The organism is Amorphus coralli DSM 19760 (assembly GCF_000374525.1).
GTDB lineage: Bacteria > Pseudomonadota > Alphaproteobacteria > Rhizobiales > Amorphaceae > Amorphus > Amorphus coralli.
In genome coordinates this window covers 65,448-86,728 of the sequence record NZ_KB894578.1, presented here as the reverse complement: position 1 = coordinate 86,728, position 21,281 = coordinate 65,448, and the positions used below count along the sequence as shown (strand labels likewise).

The following is a 21,281-nucleotide window of genomic DNA, read 5'->3' as shown; positions in this document are numbered from 1 at the left end:
TTGGGTTTCAGGCCGTGCGTTGGCGCACGGCGGTTGCACGCGCCAGGATGCGGGCGAGGCCCATCCCCGCCAGCAGCGCCGCGACGAAGATGAAGGCCGCCGGGTTGCCGGTGCCGAGCGCGGGCAGCGCGCCGCCCGGGCAGAAACCCGCGATGCCCCAGCCGATGCCGAACACGGCGGAGCCGCCGACCAGGCGCAGATCGACGGACCGGGCGCTCGGCAGCGAGAAGTCGGCGGCGAAGACGGGCGCGGCACGCCGAAACACGACCCGGTAGCCAATGAACGCCACGACGACGGCGCCGCCCATGACAAAGATCAGGGACGGATCCCAGGTGCCGGCAATGTCGAAGAAATTCAGGACCTTGGCCGGGTTCGCCATGCCCGAGATCGAGATGCCGACGCCGAAGACGAGGCCAACGAGATAGATCAGGACAAGCCGCATCTCTCAGCCTCCCACCACGTGGCGCACAACGAAGACGGTGATGAAGGTCGCCACCATGAAGGTGAGCGTGGCGACGATGGAGCGCAGCGACAGCCGCGCCATCCCGCAGACGCCGTGGCCGGACGTGCAGCCGGAACCAAGAGTGACGCCAACGCCGACGATGAGGCCGCCGACCACCAGCGCAGCGGTGGTGACAGGCACCTCGACGGCCGGCAGGCTGCCAGTGGCGGCAAGTACGACGAGCGGGCCGCTGACCATCCCGAGGAGCAGCGCAACGCGCCACCCGGTGTCGCCCGGGCGCCGATCGAAGACCGCGCCGGACAGGATGCCGGTGGCACCCATGATGCGGCCGTCGAGGGCCATCAGGGCGACGGAGGCGAAGCCGATGAGGATGCCGCCAAGCAGCGATGCGAGCGGAGTGAACGCGGTTTCCATGGTCAGCGGCTCCGACAGGTGCGGATGCCGACCAGCCCGTAAAGCGGACAGGACCCGACGAGCGCCGTCAGGACCATGATCGCGGCGACGGCGAGCGCCAGCCAATGAACGGCGCCAGTGGCGGCGAACCCACCGGAAAAGGCGGCGAGGACGAGGACGGCGGCGACGACCAGGCGCACCGCGCGGTCAAGCCAACCCATGTTCTTGGTCATCGGGTGCTCCATCAGGGACCTTTGGTTGCCCCTCCATCGCACACCCGAGGCCAATCCCTCGGTGACTTCGTCACAAAGCGCAAGTGAGAACCGGATCGGGCGGCGCAGCCCGGCCGCGGCTCCCAGTCGGCTCGTCCTTACGGCGCTGGCCGTGCAGGTCCCGTCACGCGTTGAACAGGCCGGCCGTCGTCGCGGCAGCGCCTCAGCGTTCGCCGGCAGCCCGCGCGTGCTCTTCCAGGCCCGCCTGGCGCAGGATGCGGACTTCGCCGCGCGACTGCTGCACCCAGCCACGGCGCTGGAATTCGGACAGAGTCCGCGAGATGACCTCCCGCGCCGTGCCAAGCTCCGTGCCCAGGAAGGCATGGGTGGCGTGGACGACACCGTTCTCGTCGGCAAGCTCCATGAGCCGCGCTGCCAGCCGCACGTCCATGCGCTGGAAGACGATGTCGTCGATCAGGGTGAACAGGTCGGTGATGCGGCGCGAATAGGCCGCGAAAACAAACTCCCGGAAGACCTTTGAGCGGCCGACCAGCTCGTCGAAGGTGGCGCGCGGAATGGCAACGGCGGTCACGTCGGTCTCCGCGATGCCGTCGGCCGAATAATCCTCGAAGGCAAGCATCGACGCGGTGGTCAGCACGCAACTCTCACCGGCGTGGACCCGGTAGAGAAATACCTCGCGACCGGTTTCAGAGCGCTGCTGCACGCGCACCGTGCCGTCGAGGAGCAGCAGCAGCCGGTCGGCCGACTGGCCCGGCTCGAAGATCTGCGTGCCGGCCGGCACGTAGACGACCTGGCTGCCTCTGACGAGCTCAGCGCGGATGTCCTCCGGAAGTCGGCTCAACCCGGTGAAATGGTCGATCCAGGAGCCATCGGCTAGGTTCGATTTGGGCTGCATTCCATTCCTCCGCGGTACATCGGCGTGAATGCCGCGTCCCTTCTCGTTACAAGCGACAAGTCTAGCCGGTTTCCGAAGCCATCGGGCTCCGCGCTGGCGCCCCTACTCCGGCTGACAGATCTCGCCTGCGAGCGCCGCCCGGACCGTTCTGACGACCAGCGCCGCGATGGTGAGCAGAATCAGCACCAGGAGGCCCATCCCCACGAACCAGTGGACGGGTGCGTTCTCCAGCGCGGCGAAGCGGAAGCTCGCCGAGGTGATGGCCGCCAGCGGGAACGACAAGGCCCAGAAGGACAACGCGAACGGAAGCCGCAGGAGCGCCGGCACCTGGATGGCAACCAGGGCGGTGAAGAAGTAGCCGATATTGATCAGGAGCCGCCCGACCACGCCCACCTCTCCACCGGAAAGCTGCAGCCAGGCAAGGAACGCGACGGCCGGCGGCGCGATGAGGATCACCAGCGTCGGGCGCAGCCGCTCCGGCAGAGGATCGTGAAAGATCAGGCGATTGAAGACCAGGGTCAGCAGGACGAGCCAAAAGACGAGCCCGACGGAGAAGAAATACCAGCTGACCTCCGGGTGCCCCAGCTCCACCCCGGCGAGGGGTGCGATGACGTTGCCGACCGCCGGAATGAACCAGGCGGGCGAGAGATGGCCAGGCCCGAAGGCACGATGCGAGATCCACGCCGTCACGACGATGAGGGTGAGCGCCGCCTGAGAGACGGCGGCGACGATCCAGACCACGTTCGCCAGCCCGGGCGCCGAATGGTGCAGGAAGGTCGCGAACAGAAGCAGCGAGATGGAAATGGCCGGGAAGAAGGCGAGCCGGACCGGATGGGCCCATTCCTCCCGCACCCGCGACGGATACCGAACCAGCTTGGCCACATAGAGGCCCGACAGCGTGACGAAGACGGCGAAGGCGATCCAGCCGGCGACGTGCGATGCGGCAACAAGGCCGGCGGCATGCAGGGCCAGCGCGAGACCGAAGAGCCCCATGCTCATCCCGAAGAAGCTGATTGGGAAATGCTCCAGTCGCGTCGACGAAACCGGATCATCGAGAGCATCGGTGTGGGTCATGAAGCTCTCCGCAGCCAAAAGCACCGGCTGAATAGCCAGCTAACCAAATACCATGCGCCGGCAAAGGAACAAGCGAGGTGAGACAGGAATGGCAGCTACCCTGCGCCCTCCGCCGCGCGCTCAATAACCGCTCATGCCAAACCTCAAGCGCGCGGCCAAATCGCATTCAACTCAAAGACTTGGTTAGCCATGTTCGCGCTCGACATCAACGTCGTGCGCCAATGGCGGCACCGGAACGGCCGGGCAGCCGCTTATGGCCGCCCGGCAGACCGAACTCAGTCTTCCTCGTCCTCTTTGCGATCAAACGAGACGAGCTTGGCGCTGTAAGTCTTCTCGCCGAGGCGCTCGATCAGGTCGAGCTGCAGTTCCAGCCACTCCTTGTGGCCCTCCTCGTCGAGGACGATCTTCTCGAACAGCGTTCGCGTACCGATGTCGCCGATATCGGCGGCGTGGCGTGCCGCCTGCGTGTAGACCTCGATCGCCTCCTCCTCGTCTGCGAGATCGGCGCGGAACATAGCCTGCAGGTTTTCCGCCTTCTTCGGCGTCTTGTAGAAGCCCAGCTCGGGCTCGGCCTTCAGGAACAGCAGACGGTCGATGAAGAGGTCTGAATGACCCGTCTCTTCCACCATCTCTTCCCGCATCTTGTCGGCCATGATGGTCAGGCCCCAGTCGTCGAGAGTATGGGCGTGCAGCTGGTACTGGTGCGCGGCCGTGAGCTCCATCTTCACGGCCTGCTGCAGGAACTCGACGATCTTCTCGTTGGACATGGAAAGCCTCCTTTCAGGGTAAGTGTCGACCGGCCTCCAGGCCGGAGCTAGGGATCGAGACGTCTCTCCGTCCGCGTCGAGCCAAGAAGTGACTCCAGCGTGTAGACCAGAATGGCCATCCCCACCGCTCCGAGTACGGCTACGGCGAGCAAGACGATCACGTCGATCGGCCCGCCGATATCGGAGAGTTGCGAATGGGTCATGACCATCACGAACCAGACGGCGGCCACCGCGCCCACCGGCATGGAGAGCTGCGCCAGCAGAAACTTGCGCCAGCTGACGGAGCGATCGCGGACGAGCACATAGACGTAGGCAAGCGTCACCAGCGCGGCGACGGTGACCATCGTCCAGAAGACGCCACGACCGAAGATCTCTTCGAACACGGCAATCAGGGTGGAGACTGTCAGATCCTTCATGGCGTGCCCTCCCCTAAGCCCGGCCGCGCAGCATGGCGTTGTAGGTGGCCTTCAGGGCCACCTCCTTCATCAGCCAGCTGATCCAGAGTTCCTCCAGCGGTGCGATGACACCGGGGAAGGACGGAACCAAATCGTTGTTGTAGTCGAACTCCACCAGCATCGCCCGGCCGATCCGCGTGATCATCGGGCAGGACGTGTAGCCGTCATAGGTTGCGGTTCCCTCACCGCCTGCAATTGCAGCGACGAGATGATCCTCGACCACCGGCACCTGCCACTTGACGCTCGCCGCGGTCTTGCCCTTCGGCACCCCGGCGACGTCGCCCAGGGCGAAGACGTCCGGGTAGCGCAGGTGGCGCAGCGTCTGCCGGTCCACCTCGACCCAGCCCTGGTCGACCCACTTGTCTGCCCAGGACAGGCCCGACTGACGCACGAAGTCCGGTGCGCGCTGCGGCTGGATGACGTGAATGTAGTCGTAATCGATCTCTTCGGTCCCGTTCCCGGTGGCGAAGGTCGCCCGGCGGGCGCCCGGATCGATGGCCGTCAGCGTTCGCTGCATCTGCGTGCCGATGCGCCGATCCTCCAGAAGCATTCGCACCTTCTCGGAGACGATCGGGACGCTGAACAGGGCCTCCTGAGGGGCGGCGTAGATCATCTCCACCTTGCCGGCGTTGCCCGCACGGCGCGCGATGTCATCGACAAGGAAGGTATGCTTGAGCGGGGCGCCGGCGCATTTCATCTCGGTCGCCGGCCGTGTGAAGATGCCGACACCGCCCTCCCGGGTGAACGCCGAGGCAGCCGACCAGGTCCTCGCGGCATACTCCGGGCCGGCGTAGAGCGCGCCGATGCCGTTCTGCCCGACCAGATCGAGGCTGAAGCCCTCGATGGCCTCGTTGTCGAGAACAAGGCCCGGAGCCAGCACAAGCCAGTCGTAGGATAGTGTCTGGCCACCCTGGGTGGAGACTGTCTTCGCCTCAGCGTCCACGGCCGCCACCCGTTCGGGCAGCCAGGTGACGCCGTCCGGCAGCCAGCGCGCGGTATCCGACACCACGTAGGAGGCAGGTTTGAGCCCGGTGGCCACGAGGGTCAGCCCCGGCTGGTAGAGGTGCTCGCGGCGCGGATCGATAATGGTGATCTTCGCCCCGTCGAGACGGCGCGCGAGACGGTTGGCGAGTGCCGTTCCGGCGGCCCCCGCCCCGACGATGACGATGGACGCGCTGGTCGGCACCGCCGTGGCCGCGGCCGGACCCGGCTCCGCGACCAGCGCCAGCGAGGCGGCGCCACCAAGCGCACTCAGCGACAGGAACTCCCTGCGGTTCATGGTTTCCTCCCTCGTTTTGGGATGCGGGCGTCCGGTCGGCCAGGCCGCCTGGCGGCCCATGGCCTGACCGGACTTGCCGCTCCCTGGTTATTCGGCAGGCAAGGCGTGGGTGCCGCCGCTCACGACCTGCGACGGCAGCACGAAGGCGATCACGACGAACACCAGGCCGAGGGCGATACCGAGCAGATCGCCAGCCACGGGCAGGATGCCTTCATAGGCTGCACCCGGAACCTGGCCGAGCGTGACCTTGCCGCCGGCGACGCTGTCGAGCAGGCCGGAGGCCTTCCAGGTCGGATAGGTGGCCATGTAGGCTGCCGCGCCGAGCAGACCGCCGGCGATGAAGAACAGCGCATCCCGGCGGCCCGTGGCGGCCGCGGCGACGCCGGTGCCGGGGCAGTAGCCGGCCGCGGCCCAGCCAAGGCCCAGCATGAGGCCACCGATGAACACACCGGCATAGGCCGCCTTCACCGACATGTGGCCGACCTCGACGAGGCCGAGCATCTGGCCGCCGAACATCAGGATCGAACCCGTGCCGATGGCCAGCAGGATGGTCTTCATCAGGGCAAGCCGCCGGAGCGACAGCATGCCGACGATGACATTGGGGTTGGTGGCGCCGACACGGTCGAGGACGAAGCCGAAGGCGGCACCGATGACGATTGCGAGACCGAGGCTCATGGCTCAGCCCTCCCGGTACATGAGAAGCGCGGTGGGGATGGCGGTCAGAAAGGCACCGGCAGCGAAGATGTAGCCAGAGAGCGACGTCTGCATCATGCCGCTCATCATGTGCCCGGAGGTGCAGCCGCCGGCGAGCCGCGCCCCGTAGAGCACGACGAAGCCGCCGAGAAAGGCCACCGCGTAGCGCTTCCAGGGCGTGTCGCCGAAATTGCTCGTCCAGACGGCTGGCAACCGCCGCTCGTCACGCCCGATCCCACCCTTCAGCAGAGCCGACAGAAAGGCGCCGCCGGCCATCGCCAGAACGAAGACGAAGCTGTAGTTCAGCGGGTTCGCGGCGTTCCGGGCATATGCTCCGCCGGACTTGGCCATGTAGGCGTTGGTCGAGGTGTAGCCGTCGTTGCCCTGGCTGATGAAGTCCGGAGCGACCAGATCGGCAACGATCCCGTCCAGGATGACGAACTGGGTACTGACCCCGATGGGTTTCACCAGGAGGACGGCCGCGAAGAAGACCGCGCCGAGGAGAACGCCTCCAATTTTCCAATCCCACGTCATGACGACATCTCCTGTTTCCTTGCAGGGATGAAGCCGGCGTCCTGGGAGCGGACGTCGCGCCGGTCCGCCGGTTCGGGATTTTCTACCGCGACACGCAGACGTTGCTTGGTGACTTGGTCACCGTAGGAAGCGGAAACTTTCCTGGCGCCCCTGGCCTCAACGAAAAAAGGCCGGCACACGGTGCTGGCCCTTGTTTTGCGTCGCTTACCGGCTGACCGCCGGTGCACGTTCCTCGTGCTCGTCCGCCAGCACCCGGTCGCGCTGGAGTTCGAGCCACATGGCGTTCATGACGGCGAAGATCGCCGCAAGCGGCAGGCCGAGAAGCCAGGCGAAGTACCACATCCCGCGTGCTCCGTTCTCAGTAGACGTTATGGGTGTCGCCGGTGACGCTGGCCTCGGTGACCTTGCCCCACAGGACTTTGTAGACCCACGCCGTGTAGGCGAGGATCAGCGGCATGAAGATCACCGTGACCACCAGCATGATGAACAGCGTCAGATGGGACGACGAGCTGTCCCAGACCGTGAGAGACGAACGCGCATTGATCGAGGACGGCAGAATGAACGGGAACATCGTCAGCCCGACCGAGGAGATCGCGCCGAAGATGCCGAGCTTCGACCAGAGCAGCGTCGACACCTCGCGCCCCGCCCTGAGCCCGCGTACCGCGAGCGCCATGCCGAGGAAGCCGAGGATCGGCGCGATCGCAATCCACGGACGCTCCGAGTAGGCGGCTAGCCACGACGCGGTGCGTTCCACCTCCGTGTAGAGCGGGTTGGACGGCCCGTCGGTCACGACCTCGCCAACGATGGCGTAGCCCTGGATACCAAAGGCCAGCCAGACACCGGCGAGAGCGTAGCCCGCGATGGTGACGAACCCGGTCACGCTGCCAATTCTTCTGGCCCGCTCGGCCACTGGGCCTTCGGCCTTCAGCGACAGCCACGCGGCACCGTGGGTGAGCAGCATGGCCAGCGAGACGACACCGGTCAGCAGCGCGAACGGGTTCAGAAGCCCGAAGAATTTTCCGTAGTAGCTGCCCTCGTAGCGCGAGAAGAGATCCGGCGTGAGTTCGAACGGCACGCCCTGCAGCACGTTTCCGACAGCGACGCCGAAGATCAGCGCCGGGACGGCACCGCCGACGAAAAGGGCCCAGTCCCAGCCGCTGCGCCATGCCCCGTCCTCGCGCTTGGAACGGTATTTGAAGGCGACCGGCCGCAGGATGAGCGCGGCGAGCACCGCGAACATCGCCAGATAGAAGCCGGAGAAGCTCACCGCGTAGAGCGGCGGCCAGGCGGCGAAGATCGCGCCACCTCCGAGGATGAACCAGACCTGGTTGCCCTCCCAGACCGGGCCGACCGTGTTGATGACCACGCGCCGCTCCACGTCGGTCCTGCCGACGAAGGGCAAGAGCGCCCCCACCCCCATGTCGAAGCCGTCGGTGAGAGCGAAGCCGATGAGCAGGACGCCGAGCAGCACCCACCAGATGACGCGCAGAAGGCCGTAGTCGACATACTCGAAGAGGATCATGACGCGTACTCCGGATCGGCGAACGGCCCCTGGCCGTCATGGGTGCGCAGGCGGTGTTCGTGCCGGGCCTCCCAGGCTTCGGTTTCTTCCACGTCCTGGAACGGACCCTTGCGGATATATTTCAGCATCAGCCCCATCTCGATGATGAAGAGGACCGTGTAGAAGGTGACGAACCCGGCAAGCGTCAGCATCAGGTCCTGGACGCTCAGGTGGCTGACCGACAGCGCGGTCGGCAAGACACCGTCCACCGTCCACGGCTGGCGGCCGAACTCCGCCACGAACCAGCCGAGCTCGGCCGCGATCCACGGAGCGGGAATGATTAGGACGGCGAGCCGCAGCGCCCAGCGCGGATAGCTCTGCTGGCAGAAGGATGAGCGCCAGAAGAAGTAGGCCATCACCGCGATGAAGGCGAAGCCGAGACCGACCATGATCCGGAAGGCCCAGAAGAGTGGTGCCACGCCAGGAATCGTATCATCGGCGGCTCGGGCGATATCCTCGGCCGTGGCCTCGCGCGGGTCGTCCATGTAGCGCAGCAGCAGGAAGGCGAAGCCGAGATTGTTCGAGTTGGCCTCGAAGGTCTCGCGGACGGCCGCCGGTGTGGCGTCGCGGTTCTCGCGGATGGTCATCAGCGCGTCGTAGGCGACGATGCCGCTCTCGATCCGCCGTCTTGCCTCATCCACGAGGTCGTTGATGCCCGGAATTTCCTCGGTGAGCGATCGCGTGCCGATCAGCCCCATGACCAGCGGGATCTCGATGGCATAGTGGGTCTCGCGAGCTTCCTTGTCGGGAAAACCGATCGCCGTGAACGGCGCCGGGGCCGAATGGGTCTCCCACATGCCCTCGATGGCGGCGAGCTTCATCTTCTGGGTATGGCTCGCCGAGTAGCCCGACTCGTCGCCCAGCACGACAACGGAGAGCGTCGCGGCCAGGCCGAACGAGGCGGCCACCGTGATGGAGCGGCGGGCCAGGCGCGTGTGGCGGTCATTCAGCAGGTACCAGGCCGACACGCCGAGCACGAAGACTGCGGCCGTCACGTAGCCGGCGGACACGGTGTGCACGAACTTGGCCTGGGCCACCTCGTTGAACAGCACGTCGAAAAAGGACGTCATCTCCATGCGCATGGTGTCGGGATTGAAGGCTGCGCCAACCGGGTTCTGCATCCAGCCGTTGGCGATCAGGATCCACAGCGCGGAGAAGTTCGAGCCGATGGCGACCAGCCAGGTGACGGTCAGGTGGGCGCGGCGGGAGAGCTTGTCCCAGCCAAAGAAGAACAGCCCGACGAATGTCGCCTCGAGGAAGAAGGCCATCAGGCCCTCGATCGCCAGCGGCGCGCCGAAGATGTCGCCGACGTAGTGGCTGTAGTAGCTCCAGTTCATGCCGAACTGGAATTCCATGGTGATCCCGGTAGCAACGCCCAGCACGAAGTTGATGCCGAAGAGCGCACCCCAGAACTTGGTCATCTGCCGCCAGATCGGACGGCCGGTCATGACGTAAACGGTCTCCATGATCGCGACGAGGACTGACAGGCCCAGCGTCAGCGGCACGAAGAGGAAGTGATACATCGCTGTCATCGCGAACTGGAGGCGAGACAGCTCGACGATATCGAGCTCCATTCCAACATCTCCTCAAACCCGGCGCAGCGACCACGGGTGTCTGGCGAGGTCGCACCGAACGCCGTGGCTGCCATACGCCGGCCACCGACTGCGCCTTGGTGACATCGTCACCGAAACCGGGTGCGGCAGAGCGCGCCTTGAAGAGGATCAACAGTAGGGACGGAAGGTCGCAGCCGGGACGGCACATTGCGCCGAAATTTGAGGGCTCAGGAGATCTGCTCCGGGCGCCCGAGGCGCACGGTGCGGTCGAAGACCGCATGATCGAAGCCGCGATGCATGACCGCCAGGATCGCGGCTTGTGGAAGCGCGGCCCGCACGTTGTCGAGGACACGCTTGGCGGTGTCCGCATCGAGCCCCTCGCCCGGCTCGTCGAGAAGCAGGAGCTCTGGCCGGCGCAACACGGCGCGGGCGAGCGCCAGACGCCGGAACTGCCCGCCGGAAAGTCCCGCACCGCCCTCGCCAAGTCGCATTTCCAGGCCGCCGCGCGCCTCGATGGCATCGGCCAGCGCCACGGCCTCCAGTGCCGCCCACATGGCCGAGGGATCGGTCTCGCCGGCCAGCGCGAGATTGTCCCAGATGGTGCCCGCAAGAAGGGCGCTGCGCTGCGGCAGCGCCGTGACGACGTCGCGGAGTGCCGGATCGTCCCAGTCGCGAGGGGGCAGTCCCTTCACCCGGATATCCGTGGCGTCGGCGAGCCCCGCGATCTGCATCAGCAGCGTCGTCTTGCCGGCCCCGGACGGTCCGGTCAGCGCCACGGCTTCACCCGCGGAAAGCGAAAGACGGAAGTCGGGCCGCACCACTGTCAGCACAGCCTGCCCTTCTCCGCGCCCAGTGCCCGGCTGCCGGGTCGGCGCAACATTGTCGGGCTCGATGCGCCGGGCCGCGCCGACCATTCGGCCCAGCTCGGCGAATCCGCGCCGCAACGGCAGCACGGCCTCGGCCAGCGCAAGTGATACGAACAGGCCGATGACGGCGACCGCCGCATCCACCTGCCCTGCAGCAAGCAGCGACCCGCCGGCCAGGAAGGCCGCCGCAGCGACGACGGCGATGAGGCTGGACAGGAGGAAGCCGGAGGACCGTTCGGCCCGGTCGAGTGCTGCGGTGGCGGCCCGCACCGAGGCATCGATATCAAGCAGCCCCTCCTCGCGGCGCGGCAGGGCACCGGAGAGGATCAGGGCGTCCCGGTCGCGGATGGTGTCGATAACGCCCCGGCGCAGGCTCTGCCCCTCCTCTTCGATCCGGGCCGACGGCACGATGCCGCGCAGCGCCAGCCGCCAAAGGATAAGCACGGAGACCGGGACGGTGCCCGCAAGCACCACCAGCGCCACCGGCCAGCCGACGATCCAGCCGAGCGCTGCGAAGACGATGAGATGCGTGGCGATGGCCGCACCGACCGGCAGCACCAGACGCAGGATCAGCCCGTCCAGCGCATCGACGTCGGAGACGATCCGGGTGAGCGCACTCTCGCTACGCAGCCCCATCAGCGCCCGGGCATCGGCGCCGGTGTGACGCCTGAGCAGCGTGACCCGCAGGGCCGCCAGCGCGCGCAGGGTCGCATCGTGGGTCAGCAGGCGCTCGCCATAGCGGGCGGCGGTCCGGCCGAGCGCCAGAAAGCGGACACCGGCGGAGGGACGAAAGACGTCGAAGGCGATGCCGATGCCGGCGAGGCCCGCCAGCCCGGTCGCGGTGATGAACCAGCCTGACAGGGCGAGGAGCGCCGCGCCCATGAGAAGCACGACCACCGAGAGTGCGGCGCCACGCGCCATCGCCCAGGGCGCGGCAGAGAGAAGCAGCCGAACGATGCGCAGAACGGGCTTCACGGCGCGATCTCCAGCTGACGGTCCATGACGGCAGCAAGCACCGGGTCGTGCGTGGCCACGATGACGGCCCGTCCCTCCGCGTTGAGACGCTTCAGCGCCGCGATGATGCGCTCCGCCGTTTCGGAATCGAGATCGGCGGTGGGCTCGTCGGCCAGGACGAGGTCGCCACCGGCCATGACGGCGCGGGCGATCATCAGCCGGCGCGCTTCGCCGCCGGACACGCCACCTCCGGTCTCGCCGAGACGCGTGGCCAGGCCTTCCGGCAAACGCTCGACGATCCCCTCGGCGTCGGCAAGACGCAGCGCGTGCCACGGATCCGCACCGGTGCCGCGCACGTCGAGCCACTCGCCGAGGCTCAGGTCGGGAAAGTGCGGTCGCTGCGGCACCAACGCGAGGCGGGCACGCCAGGCATCGGCGGTTGCTGCATCGAGGGTGGCGCCGCAAACACTGATGCGGCCGGAGCGCAGCGGCGCCAGACCGGCGATCGCGGCAAGCGCAGTGCTCTTGCCGACCCCGCTCGGGCCGGTCAGAGCCAGGGTTTCGCCGGCCTTCAGGGCAAGGTCGGGCAGTGCCACGTCCACCCCGCGCAGAACGGCAACCGCGCCCTTTAACTCCAGCGACAGCGGCCCCGGCAGGGGCGCAATGGCGCGCCCCTCCCCGACGAACGGGATCCGCTCCTCGGCATCGAGGGCGTCGAGGTCAGCGACCACCGCATAGCCCGCCGCCCGATCGTGCCAGGCGGCGGCGAGATCGCGCATGGGCTGGAAGAAATCCGGCGCGATCAGGAGCAGGAACAAACCCTCGCCCAGCGTCAGCGGCGTGCCCCAGAAGCCGTAGCCCACCGCGCCGAGCAGCATGAACCCGACGAAAACGGCAACCATCGCCACGCCGATCGCGGAGAAGAGCTCCAGCACCGTGGAGGACAGGAAGGCGATGCGCAGGACCTCCATGGTCCGCTCGCGGAGCGTTTCGGCCCGCTCCGAGAAGTCCTCGGCGGCCCGGTCCGCGGCGCCGAGTAGGCGGATGTCGAGCATGGCCGACAGCCGGTCCATGAGCATGTCGTTCATGGACCCGATCTCGTCCATCTGCCGGCGCGAGGCATCCTCGGCGGCCATGCCGACCAGCGCCATGAAGACGGGGATCAGGGGCCCGGCTACCAGCAGCACGAGGCCCGCCACCCAGGAGATCCAGAAGGCCAGCGCAACGAGCAGCAGCGGCAGGATCGAGACCCGCATCATCGCGACGTGATACCGCGTGATCCAAGGCCCGAGCAGCGGCAGCTTCTGCACCACGAGCGAGGCGACCGAGGCGGAGCCCTCCGCGGCCGACGCCCGGGCCTCGCGCTGGATCAGGGCCGCCCGCTCGCGGGCAATGGTGCGGTCGGCGGCGCGGAAAAGGATGCCGCCGGAGTGGTGCTCGATCGCGGCGCGGACGACGCCGCAGGCAACGAACACCACTGCCGCAGGCCAGGCACGCTCCATGGGCGGCAACCCTTGCGTCCAGCCCGCGACCGCCCAGGCGATGGCCGCCGCCTGGACAGGCCAGAGCGCGCCGGCGAATACCGAAAGCGCCCCCGCGATCCTGAGGTCACGGGCAACCGGCGCGATGATCCGCTCCTTCGCCCTTTGTCGCTGGCTGGTCGCTGACACGCGCCGTTTCTATCCACTGGTTCGCAATGAGATCGACCGCACCGGCAACCCGGTGATCGTCCGTGGTCTCGTTCGGTCGCTAAGTCTAGTGCGCGCGCGCCGTTTTGCCATCGCCCCGCCCCGCGACCCAATGCCCCCGTGTCACGCCTCTCCACCGGTCCCGGTCGTGATCGCGACGAAGGCGGAAACCGCCGGATTGTCGTCGGTGATCCGCCAGCCGAGCGCGACATCCACCGTCCGGGCGTCGTCCGCGATCTCGCAGAAGGTCACATTGGGCAGCATCAGCTTGCGCGCCACGTCCGGCACGATGGCGATGCCGAGGCCGGCGGCCACGAGGCCGAGCATGGTGTGGATCTGCGTCGCGTGCTGCTCCACCCGCGGGGCGAACCCCGCCTCCCGGCACATGGCATTGATGGTCTCGTAGAGGAGCGGGCTGCGCTCCTGGGTGAAGAAGATGAAGGTCTCCGATGCCACAGCCGCGAGCGGTACGCTGGCCCGGTCGGCCAGCGGATGGGTGTCCGGCAATGCGATGACGAAGCATTCGCTGGCCAGTACCCGGCTGGTCAGGCGCGGATCGGCCAGCGGCGTCCGCAGAATGCCGACATCGATGGTTCCGTCGATGAGCGCCGCCACCTGGGCGTCGATGGGCATCTCGTGCAGGTCGAGAAGCACCGAGGGAAAGCGGCTGCGAAAGCGGCGGATGATCGTCGGGGCGATGCCGTAGGTCGACGAATGAATGAAGCCGACACGGACGATGCCCTCCTGCCCCGCCTCGACACGCCGCGCCTCCGCTCCCGCCTCCTCGATCTGATTGAGAATGGCACGGGCACGCTGCAGGAAGATACGGCCGGCTGCCGTCAGCGCCACACGGCGCGCGGAGCGCACGAACAGCGCCACGCTGAGCCGCTCCTCCAACTGCTGGACCTGGCGGGTAAGCGCAGGCTGGGCAATGGACAGCCGACGCGCGGCTCGGCCGAAATGCAATTCCTCCGCAACCACGGTGAAGGAGCGCAGCAATCGTGTCTCGATCATGATTGATGCCGAACCGTTATCAATACAGTGCCAAAACGCTATTTGACCGCATCGTAACGGCCGGACAAGCTCTGCGCAAAAGGAAACCCATAGGGAGGACTGAGCGTGGGTATTGGCTTCCGCGTCGTACGTGGTCACGAGCGCGCCGACGGGTCACTCGTCAAGGCATTCGCCGACATTCCGACGGCCATCATCAGCGACAACATGGGTCGCATGACGGCGGCAGGTCCCGCCGTCCGTCCGATGCACCAGTTCCGCGACGGCAAGGGTCGCCTGGCCGGCACCGCCCTCACCGTGAAGACGCGGCCGGGCGACAACCTGATGATCCACAAGGCGGCCGACGAGGCCCGCCCGGGCGACGTGATCGTGGTGGACGCCGGCGGCGATCTCACCAACGCCCTGATCGGCGAACTGATCATCACCCATGCCCGCAGCCGCGGCGTCGTCGGCTTCGTCATCAACGGGGCCACGCGCGACATGGATGTCCTCGGCGCCGACACCTTCCCGGTCTTCGCCGCCGGCGTCAGCCACCGCGGCCCCTACAAGGACGGTCCCGGCGAGGTCGGCCTGCCGATTTCGCTCGACGGCATGGTCGTCGCATCCGGCGACATCATCATCGGCGACCAGGACGGCGTCCTCGCCATTCCGCGCGAGGCGGCCCCCGACATTCTGCCGCTTGCCCAGAAGCAGGTGGAGAACGAAGCGAAGATCCAGGCGGCCATTGCCGGAGACGGCTGGGACCGTGCCTGGGTGGACAAGCTTCTTCGCGAAAGGGGATGCGACGGCATCTGATAGCCATCGCGTCCCGACAACAATAAGCAGACCATCACTCACCTAGGGAGACGACATGACCATTCGCAATCTCATCAAGGCCGGCCTTGCCGGCGCGGCCATGACGGCCATCGCGCTGGCCCCGGCAAACGCCCAGGACGGGGAGTGGAAGCCGGAACGCCCCATCCAGATCGTCGTCGGCTTCGCGCCGGGTGGCGGCACCGACCAGACCGCGCGTCTCATCGCGTCGGCGGCCCAGGAGCACTTCGACGTGCCGCTGGTGGTGGTGAACCGGCCGGGTGCGTCGGGAACGCTGGCCGCCGAGCTGGTGGCGAACGCCGAGCCCGACGGCCACACGCTGCTCGTCGCCGGTGGCTCCGAATCGACTTCGGTTCCGAACCACCGCGAGACCAACTACTCGCTCGACCAGTTCAAGGGCGTACTCCGCGTCAACCGCGAGCACATGGTCATCGTCACAAAGGCCGGCAGCGGTCTCGATTCCGTCGAGGCGATCGTCGAGCGCGCCAAGGAGAACCCGGGCGAGCTCGCCTACGGCTCGTCGGGTCCGGGCGGCATCCTGCACTCCGCCTTCCTGGTGTTCGCCGACGAGGCCGACATCGACCTGAAGCACATCCCCTACCAGGGTGGCGCCCCGGCGCTCGCCGCGCTTCTCGGCGGCCATGTCGACATGACCATCATCACGCCGGGCGATGCCGCCGCGCAGGTGGCGGCCGGAACGGTCAACGCCGTGGCGACCACCTCCGACCGCGCCGAGCAAATCCCGGACGTGCCCACGCTCACCGAGCTCGGCTACGACGTGAATCTGGAGAACATGAAGGGGCTTGTCGCTCCGGCCGGAACGCCGGACGCGGCCACCGAATATCTCCGCGAGCGCTTCAAGAAGGCCATGGATTCCGAGACGTTCGACCGTCTCGCGAGCCGCGCCAAGATCACCCCCGGCTATCTGTCAGGCCCGGACTTCGAGAAGGCCATGGGTGACATGTCCGACTCCATTGCCGGCGCCCTGAACGCCGACGGCGCCGCCGACGCGGACAAGGCCGCCAACCAGTGATGGCAGCCGATCGCGTCCTCGCGCTCGTTCTCCTGGCCGGAGCCGCCGTCTATCTCGGCATTCTCGTTCCGGAGGTCGGGCGCGCGCAGACGGCGCTCGGCACAGGCGACTTCTACACGGTGGGGCCAACGGCCCTGCCAACCTTCGCCGGGGCGATGGTGGCGATCTTCTCGATCGCCGTCCTCGCCCAGGGCCGCCGCACGGTCCCCGCAGCCTCGTTCGGCGAGGGCCTGTTCGGTGGGGCCGTGTTCGCGCTCCTGGTCGCCGTCACTGCCATCCTGATGCCGCGTATCGGCTTCCTGCCGGCGGCCACCGGCTTCCTCGTCGCCGTGTTCCTCGTCTACCGCGCCACGCGCTGGTGGATCGCGCTGATCCTCGTCCTCGCGCTTCCGATCCTCATCGATCAGGTGCTGCGCAAGGTGTTCCTCATACCGCTTCCCCAGGCTCCCTTCTTCTGAGCCGGGACGTCCGCGAGCCGACATGGATCCCTTCACCCTTGCCCTCGGCGGGTTCACCGAGCCCGCGGTCTTCCTCACGCTGCTCCTGTCCGTGGCCGTCGGCCTGGTCATCGGCGCAATTCCGGGCCTGTCCGTCAACATCGCGGTGGCGCTTGCCGTCCCGCTGACCATTTTCATGCCGACCGACCAGGCGCTTGTGCTGCTGATCGGCCTCTACGGCTCCGGCATCTTCGGCGGTTCGGTCTCCGCCATCCTGCTCAACGCGCCCGGGACGCCCGCCTCCGCCGCCACCATCTTCGACGGCTTTCCCATGGCCCAGCAGGGGCTGGCCACCAAGGCACTCCGGATCTCGCTCATCGGCTCGCTGTTCGGGGCGACGTTCTCGGTGATCCTGCTGGTGATGGTGGCGCCGGAACTGGCCAGCTTCGCACTGAGCTTCGGACCGGTGGAAATCGCCTCGCTGCTGCTCTTCACCTTCTTCGTCATCGGCATCCTCTCCGGTGCTTCCCTCGCCAAGGGCCTCCTGTCGGCAGCGGTCGGCATGGTGCTCGCCACCATCGGTTCCGACCCGATGCTGGGCACGCCGCGCTTCACCTTCGGCCAAACCTCGCTCATGGACGGGCTGACGTACGTGCCGCTGCTGGTGGGGCTTTTCGCACTTGCCGAGATCCTCGAGGAAGCGACCCGGGGCTTCCGCCAGGCGGTGGGCAAGTTCAACCTTGACGGCGAGGACCGGGCACGCAACCGCATCACCGGCAAGGACCTGAAGCTGATCGCATTTCCGGTCGTGCGGGCCTCCGCCATCGGCTCGTCCATCGGCATCCTGCCGGGCATCGGTGCCACCATCGCCTCCTTCCTGGCCTACGGCGACGCCAAGCGCGCCGCCCGCGACAAGAGCCAGTTCGGCAAAGGCGACGTGCGCGGCGTGGCCGCTTCGGAAAGCGCGAACAATGCCGTGGTCGGAGCGACCTTCATCCCGACACTGGCGCTCGGCATTCCCGGCGACGCGGTCACCGCGATCCTGCTTGGCGCCCTGGTTCTGCAGGGCGTCACGCCCGGCCCGCTGATCTTCATCACCAACCCGCAGGTGGTCTACACGATCTACCTGGCGCTGCTGTTCGCCACCATGCTGATGGCCGTGCTCGGCTTCATGGCGATCCGGCCGCTGGCGATGACGCTGCGGATCCCGAAGATCTACCTGATGCCGTCGGTGGCGCTGATCTGCATCGCTGGCGCCTACGTGGCCCGAAACAACATCATCGACGTCTGGGTGATGTTCGGCGCCGGCATCATGGGCTTCGTCTTCAACCGGACCGGCGTGCCGGTGGCGCCCCTTCTGATCACCTTCATCATCACGCGGCCATTCGAGGAGGCCCTGCGCCAGGCGCTGACGCGCTCGGAGGGCTCGTTCGAGCCGTTCTTCACCAACCCCGTGACCCTCACCCTGGCGGCGATCGTCGCCGCCGCGTTCGCGCTGGCCTTCTGGCGCGACCTGAAGGGCCGTGCCGCGGCCCGACCGGACAAGGAGCAAGAGAATGGCTGACCCGATCGGCTTCATCGGCCTCGGCGTGATGGGCGCCGGGATGGCGCGCAATATCCTGAAGGCCGGCCTGCCGCTGGTCGTCACGACGACGTCGCCGGAGAAGGCGGAGGCGTTCCGCGCCGAGGGTGCGACCGTGGTCGCCACGCCGCGGGAGGTTGCCGCCGCCGCCCGGATCGTTGTGACGTGCGTGCCGGATTCCCCTGCCCTGCAGGGTGTCGTGGAAGGCGATTCCGGCCTGGCGGCCGCCGACTGGGCCGACGGACTTCTCATCGATTGCTCGACCATCGCGCCTTCGGAGGCGCGCGAGGCCGCGGCTCGCATTGGCGCAGCCGGTGCCCGGATGATCGATGCGCCCGTGTCCGGCGGCGCCAAGGGCGCGACCGACGGCACGCTGACGATCATGGTCGGCGGCGAGGAAGCCGACATCGAACGCGCCCGCCCCGTCCTGGAGGCGATGGGCAAGAACATCCACCACGTCGGCCCGTTCGGCGCCGGCCAGACCATCAAGGCCTGCAACCAGCTGATGGTTGCGGTGAACCTGATGGGTGCCTGCGAAGCCGTTGCGATGGCGCGCAGCGGCGGCGTCGACCCGGACGTGATGCGCGAGGTGCTGTCCACGGGCGCCGCCCGCTCCGGAGTGCTGGAGATGCACGCCAAGCGCTACATCGACAAGGCTCTGGATGGCGGCTTCCGCGCCGAACTGATGCGCAAGGATCTGGGCATCGCAGCGACGATTGGCGCCACGGAGCACCGCGCCCAGCCGGCGACCACGCTCGCCCATCAGCTGATGACCGCGGCCTGCAACGCCGGCTTCGCCAAGAAGGACAGCGCCGCCCTCGGCCTCTTCTACGACCTCATGAACGGTGCGGAGCCGCAGGAATGACCGAGCTTTTCCCGATCGACACGGTTCGCAGCTTCTCCAACCGCGTCTTCATGGCCGCCGGCCTGGCGGACGAGGATGCGGAGATCGTCACCGACGTGCTTATTCATGCCGATCTGCGCGGCCATGCCTCGCACGGCGTGACCCGCATCCCGATCTACTCGCAGCGGATCAAGGCCGGGGTGGTGAACGCCCACCCGAGCGTGAAGATCACCCGAACGGCACCGGGCTTCCTCGTGGTGGACGGCGACAACGGGCCGGGTCCCGTCGTATCGCTGCAGGCCATCGACGCGGCCATCGACGCGGCGAAGGAAACGGGGATCTCCATCGCATCCGTCGGTCACTCCAATCACAACGGCGCCGGGTCCTACTACGTGGAGCGCGCCATCGAGGCGGGCTGCATCGCCTTTGCCATGACCAACGCACCGCCCTCCATGGCGGTCTTCGGCGGCCGCGAGCCGGTGATCGGCACGAACCCGATCGCGTTCGGCACGCCGGCGGCGGGCGACGCTCCCGTGCTCCTCGACATGGCGACAGCCCTTGTGGCGCGCGGCAAGATCGTCGAGGCCGCCAAGCGCGGCGACGCCATTCCGGAGGGTTGGGCGCTCGACAAGGATGGCCGCCCCACCACCGACGCGGGCGCCGCGGAAAAGGGTGTGGTGCTGCCGATGGCCGGCGCCAAGGGTTCCGCGTTGGCGATCATGGTCGAGGTCATGGCAGGCGTACTCGCCGGCGGCCGCTTCGCCGGCGACATGGGCAACCTCTACTCCGACTGGGAGCTGACCCAGGACAACGCCCACGTCTTCATCGTCATCGATGCGACCCGGGGTGCGGCCGGTGACCGCCACGGCGAACGCGTGGGCGAGCTCGTCGGCATGCTGAAAAAGAGCGCCCTTGCGGAAGGTCACGACGCCATCCTGATGCCGGGCGAGATCGAGATGCAGCGCACGGCGGCCATGCAGGCGGAAGGGATCGCCCTGCCCCCGAACGTCCTGGCGGATCTCGACGCGATCGCCCGGCAGGTCGGTGCGCCGCCGCTCCAGGCCACGGTGCAGGCATGACCCTGTCCATCGTCGTCCTCGATCGCGACACGCTGCGGCCGGAGACCCGCCTGCGGCCGCCCGAAGTGCCGCACACGCTTGTCGAGCACGACCGGACGGCGCCGGAAGACGTCGCCAGCCGGATTGTCGACGCCGACATTGTGGTCCTCAACAAGGTGGCCATCGGAGCGGAGGAGCTTGCGGCGGCGAACCGCCTGAAGCTCATCGTGGTGGCCGCCACCGGCACCGACAAGGTCGACATCGCGGCCTGCAAAGTGGCTGGTGTGACGGTCTGCAACGTGCGCGAATACGCCACCACCACGGTTCCGGAGCACACCTTCTCGCTGATGCTGGCCCTGCGCCGCAGCCTGGTTCCCTACCGGCAGTCCGTAATCGACGGGCGATGGGAGGCTGCCGACCAGTTCTGCTATTTCGACTATCCGATCGCCGACCTCGCCGGCTCGCGCCTCGGCATCATTGGCGACGGCTCGCTCGGCCGGGCCGTCGGCCGCATTGGCGAGGCCTTCGGAATGGAGATCCTGTTCTCCGCCTACAAGGGCGTCGAGGGGATGGGACCGCTCTACACCCCCTTCGACGAGGTGATGCGGACAGCCGACGTCATCACCCTCCACTGCCCGCTGATGCCGGCCACCCGGCACATGATCTCCGATCGCGAGTTCGCGCTGATGAAGCGCCGGCCGTTGCTGATCAACACGGCCCGCGGCGGCCTGGTCGACGAGGCGGCACTGGAGCGGGCGCTGGAGGGGGGCCTGATCTCCGGCGCCGGCTTCGACGTCGCCACAACCGAACCGCCGGGGCCCGATCAAGTCATGCGGCGGTTGGCGGTGCGCGACGATGTCATCCTCACGCCGCACGTGGCCTGGGCCAGCAGCGAGGCGGTCCAGGCCGTCGCCGACCAGGTAACGGCAATGATCGAGGCCTTTGCCGCAGGCGATCCCATCAACGTGGTGGGCTGAGGCGCAGGGTGCGCTGCCGGGCGACGGGGACGCCCGCCGGCAGTTGGTGCACCCGACCGTGTCTCGTTTCCCCCTGTTGGGGTGCGTTTGTCGCCGCTTGTTCTGCGCCGGGCCTGCG

At 67.6% G+C, this 21,281-nt stretch carries 23 protein-coding genes; 7 read left to right on the top strand and 16 right to left on the bottom strand.

Annotated elements, in window-relative coordinates:
- Positions 1-7: 7 nt before the first annotated feature.
- The 16 genes from C507_RS0119265 to C507_RS0119190 all read right to left on the bottom strand — a co-directional run bounded on the left by C507_RS0119265 (position 8) and on the right by C507_RS0119190 (position 14,422).
- Positions 8-442 (bottom strand): DUF6691 family protein, encoded by a 435-nt coding sequence (locus tag C507_RS0119265; protein WP_018701362.1) that lies wholly within the window; start codon positions 440-442, stop codon positions 8-10.
- 3 nt (positions 443-445) lie between these two features.
- Positions 446-877: a YeeE/YedE family protein gene (locus C507_RS0119260; RefSeq protein WP_018701361.1), complete on the bottom strand. Its 432-nt coding sequence runs from the start codon at positions 875-877 to the stop codon at positions 446-448.
- 2 nt (positions 878-879) lie between these two features.
- Positions 880-1,089 carry a YgaP family membrane protein gene (locus tag C507_RS0119255; protein ID WP_018701360.1) on the bottom strand — a complete coding sequence of 70 codons (210 nt, stop codon included), beginning with the start codon at positions 1,087-1,089 and terminating at the stop codon, positions 880-882.
- A gap of 202 nt (positions 1,090-1,291) precedes the next feature.
- Positions 1,292-1,984, bottom strand: a complete 693-nt coding sequence (locus tag C507_RS0119250) for a Crp/Fnr family transcriptional regulator (RefSeq protein ID WP_018701359.1) — start codon at positions 1,982-1,984, stop codon at positions 1,292-1,294.
- Positions 1,985-2,086: 102 nt separating this feature from the next.
- Entirely contained in the window at positions 2,087-3,058 is a 972-nt protein-coding gene (locus C507_RS0119245; protein WP_018701358.1) for an SLAC1 anion channel family protein, read from the bottom strand.
- Positions 3,059-3,333: 275 nt separating this feature from the next.
- A complete protein-coding gene (locus C507_RS0119240) occupies positions 3,334-3,825 on the bottom strand; it encodes a bacterioferritin (protein WP_018701357.1) in 492 nt (163 codons plus the stop codon).
- A gap of 47 nt (positions 3,826-3,872) precedes the next feature.
- On the bottom strand, positions 3,873-4,241 hold the full coding sequence (locus C507_RS0119235; protein ID WP_018701356.1) for a DUF5368 domain-containing protein: 369 nt from the start codon (positions 4,239-4,241) through the stop codon (positions 3,873-3,875).
- Positions 4,242-4,254: 13 nt separating this feature from the next.
- A complete protein-coding gene (locus C507_RS0119230) occupies positions 4,255-5,559 on the bottom strand; it encodes an NAD(P)/FAD-dependent oxidoreductase (RefSeq protein WP_026319257.1) in 1,305 nt (434 codons plus the stop codon).
- A gap of 87 nt (positions 5,560-5,646) precedes the next feature.
- Entirely contained in the window at positions 5,647-6,234 is a 588-nt protein-coding gene (locus tag C507_RS0119225) for a YeeE/YedE thiosulfate transporter family protein (protein ID WP_018701354.1), read from the bottom strand.
- Positions 6,235-6,237: 3 nt separating this feature from the next.
- Positions 6,238-6,786, bottom strand: a complete 549-nt coding sequence (locus tag C507_RS0119220) for a YeeE/YedE thiosulfate transporter family protein (RefSeq protein ID WP_018701353.1) — start codon at positions 6,784-6,786, stop codon at positions 6,238-6,240.
- A gap of 204 nt (positions 6,787-6,990) precedes the next feature.
- Complete coding sequence (cydX, locus tag C507_RS22115) at positions 6,991-7,128, bottom strand: cytochrome bd-I oxidase subunit CydX (protein ID WP_018701352.1); 138 nt, start codon at positions 7,126-7,128, stop codon at positions 6,991-6,993.
- A gap of 16 nt (positions 7,129-7,144) precedes the next feature.
- A complete protein-coding gene (cydB, locus tag C507_RS0119210) occupies positions 7,145-8,308 on the bottom strand; it encodes a cytochrome d ubiquinol oxidase subunit II (protein ID WP_018701351.1) in 1,164 nt (387 codons plus the stop codon).
- The gene (locus C507_RS0119205) at positions 8,305-9,921 is read right to left on the bottom strand and encodes a cytochrome ubiquinol oxidase subunit I (RefSeq protein ID WP_018701350.1); all 1,617 of its coding nucleotides are present in this window, start codon (positions 9,919-9,921) and stop codon (positions 8,305-8,307) included. Before C507_RS0119205 ends, cydB begins: the two co-directional genes overlap by 4 nt.
- Positions 9,922-10,127: 206 nt before the next feature.
- A complete protein-coding gene (locus tag C507_RS0119200; RefSeq protein ID WP_018701349.1) occupies positions 10,128-11,741 on the bottom strand; it encodes an amino acid ABC transporter ATP-binding/permease protein in 1,614 nt (537 codons plus the stop codon).
- Positions 11,738-13,390 carry an ABC transporter ATP-binding protein/permease gene (locus C507_RS0119195; RefSeq protein ID WP_018701348.1) on the bottom strand — a complete coding sequence of 551 codons (1,653 nt, stop codon included), beginning with the start codon at positions 13,388-13,390 and terminating at the stop codon, positions 11,738-11,740. The genes C507_RS0119200 and C507_RS0119195 overlap by 4 nt, the downstream gene beginning before the upstream one ends.
- Positions 13,391-13,531: 141 nt before the next feature.
- Positions 13,532-14,422 carry a LysR family transcriptional regulator gene (locus tag C507_RS0119190; protein WP_026319256.1) on the bottom strand — a complete coding sequence of 297 codons (891 nt, stop codon included), beginning with the start codon at positions 14,420-14,422 and terminating at the stop codon, positions 13,532-13,534.
- A gap of 105 nt (positions 14,423-14,527) precedes the next feature.
- Between C507_RS0119190 and C507_RS0119185 the strand changes: the two genes are divergently transcribed.
- Genes C507_RS0119185 through C507_RS0119155 form a run of 7 tightly spaced genes read left to right on the top strand, consistent with a single transcriptional unit; the run spans position 14,528 to position 21,163 of the window.
- A complete protein-coding gene (locus tag C507_RS0119185) occupies positions 14,528-15,214 on the top strand; it encodes an RraA family protein (protein ID WP_018701346.1) in 687 nt (228 codons plus the stop codon).
- Positions 15,215-15,269: 55 nt separating this feature from the next.
- The gene (locus C507_RS0119180; protein ID WP_018701345.1) at positions 15,270-16,265 is read left to right on the top strand and encodes a Bug family tripartite tricarboxylate transporter substrate binding protein; all 996 of its coding nucleotides are present in this window, start codon (positions 15,270-15,272) and stop codon (positions 16,263-16,265) included.
- Positions 16,265-16,723 (top strand): tripartite tricarboxylate transporter TctB family protein, encoded by a 459-nt coding sequence (locus C507_RS0119175; protein ID WP_018701344.1) that lies wholly within the window; start codon positions 16,265-16,267, stop codon positions 16,721-16,723. Before C507_RS0119180 ends, C507_RS0119175 begins: the two co-directional genes overlap by 1 nt.
- Before the next feature lie 22 nt (positions 16,724-16,745).
- Positions 16,746-18,266, top strand: coding sequence for a tripartite tricarboxylate transporter permease (locus tag C507_RS0119170; RefSeq protein ID WP_018701343.1), 1,521 nt, complete (start codon positions 16,746-16,748; stop codon positions 18,264-18,266).
- Entirely contained in the window at positions 18,259-19,149 is an 891-nt protein-coding gene (locus tag C507_RS0119165) for an NAD(P)-dependent oxidoreductase (RefSeq protein WP_018701342.1), read from the top strand. The genes C507_RS0119170 and C507_RS0119165 overlap by 8 nt, the downstream gene beginning before the upstream one ends.
- On the top strand, positions 19,146-20,207 hold the full coding sequence (locus C507_RS0119160) for an Ldh family oxidoreductase (RefSeq protein ID WP_018701341.1): 1,062 nt from the start codon (positions 19,146-19,148) through the stop codon (positions 20,205-20,207). Before C507_RS0119165 ends, C507_RS0119160 begins: the two co-directional genes overlap by 4 nt.
- Positions 20,204-21,163, top strand: a complete 960-nt coding sequence (locus C507_RS0119155) for a D-2-hydroxyacid dehydrogenase (protein WP_018701340.1) — start codon at positions 20,204-20,206, stop codon at positions 21,161-21,163. Before C507_RS0119160 ends, C507_RS0119155 begins: the two co-directional genes overlap by 4 nt.
- Positions 21,164-21,281 lie beyond the last annotated feature (118 nt).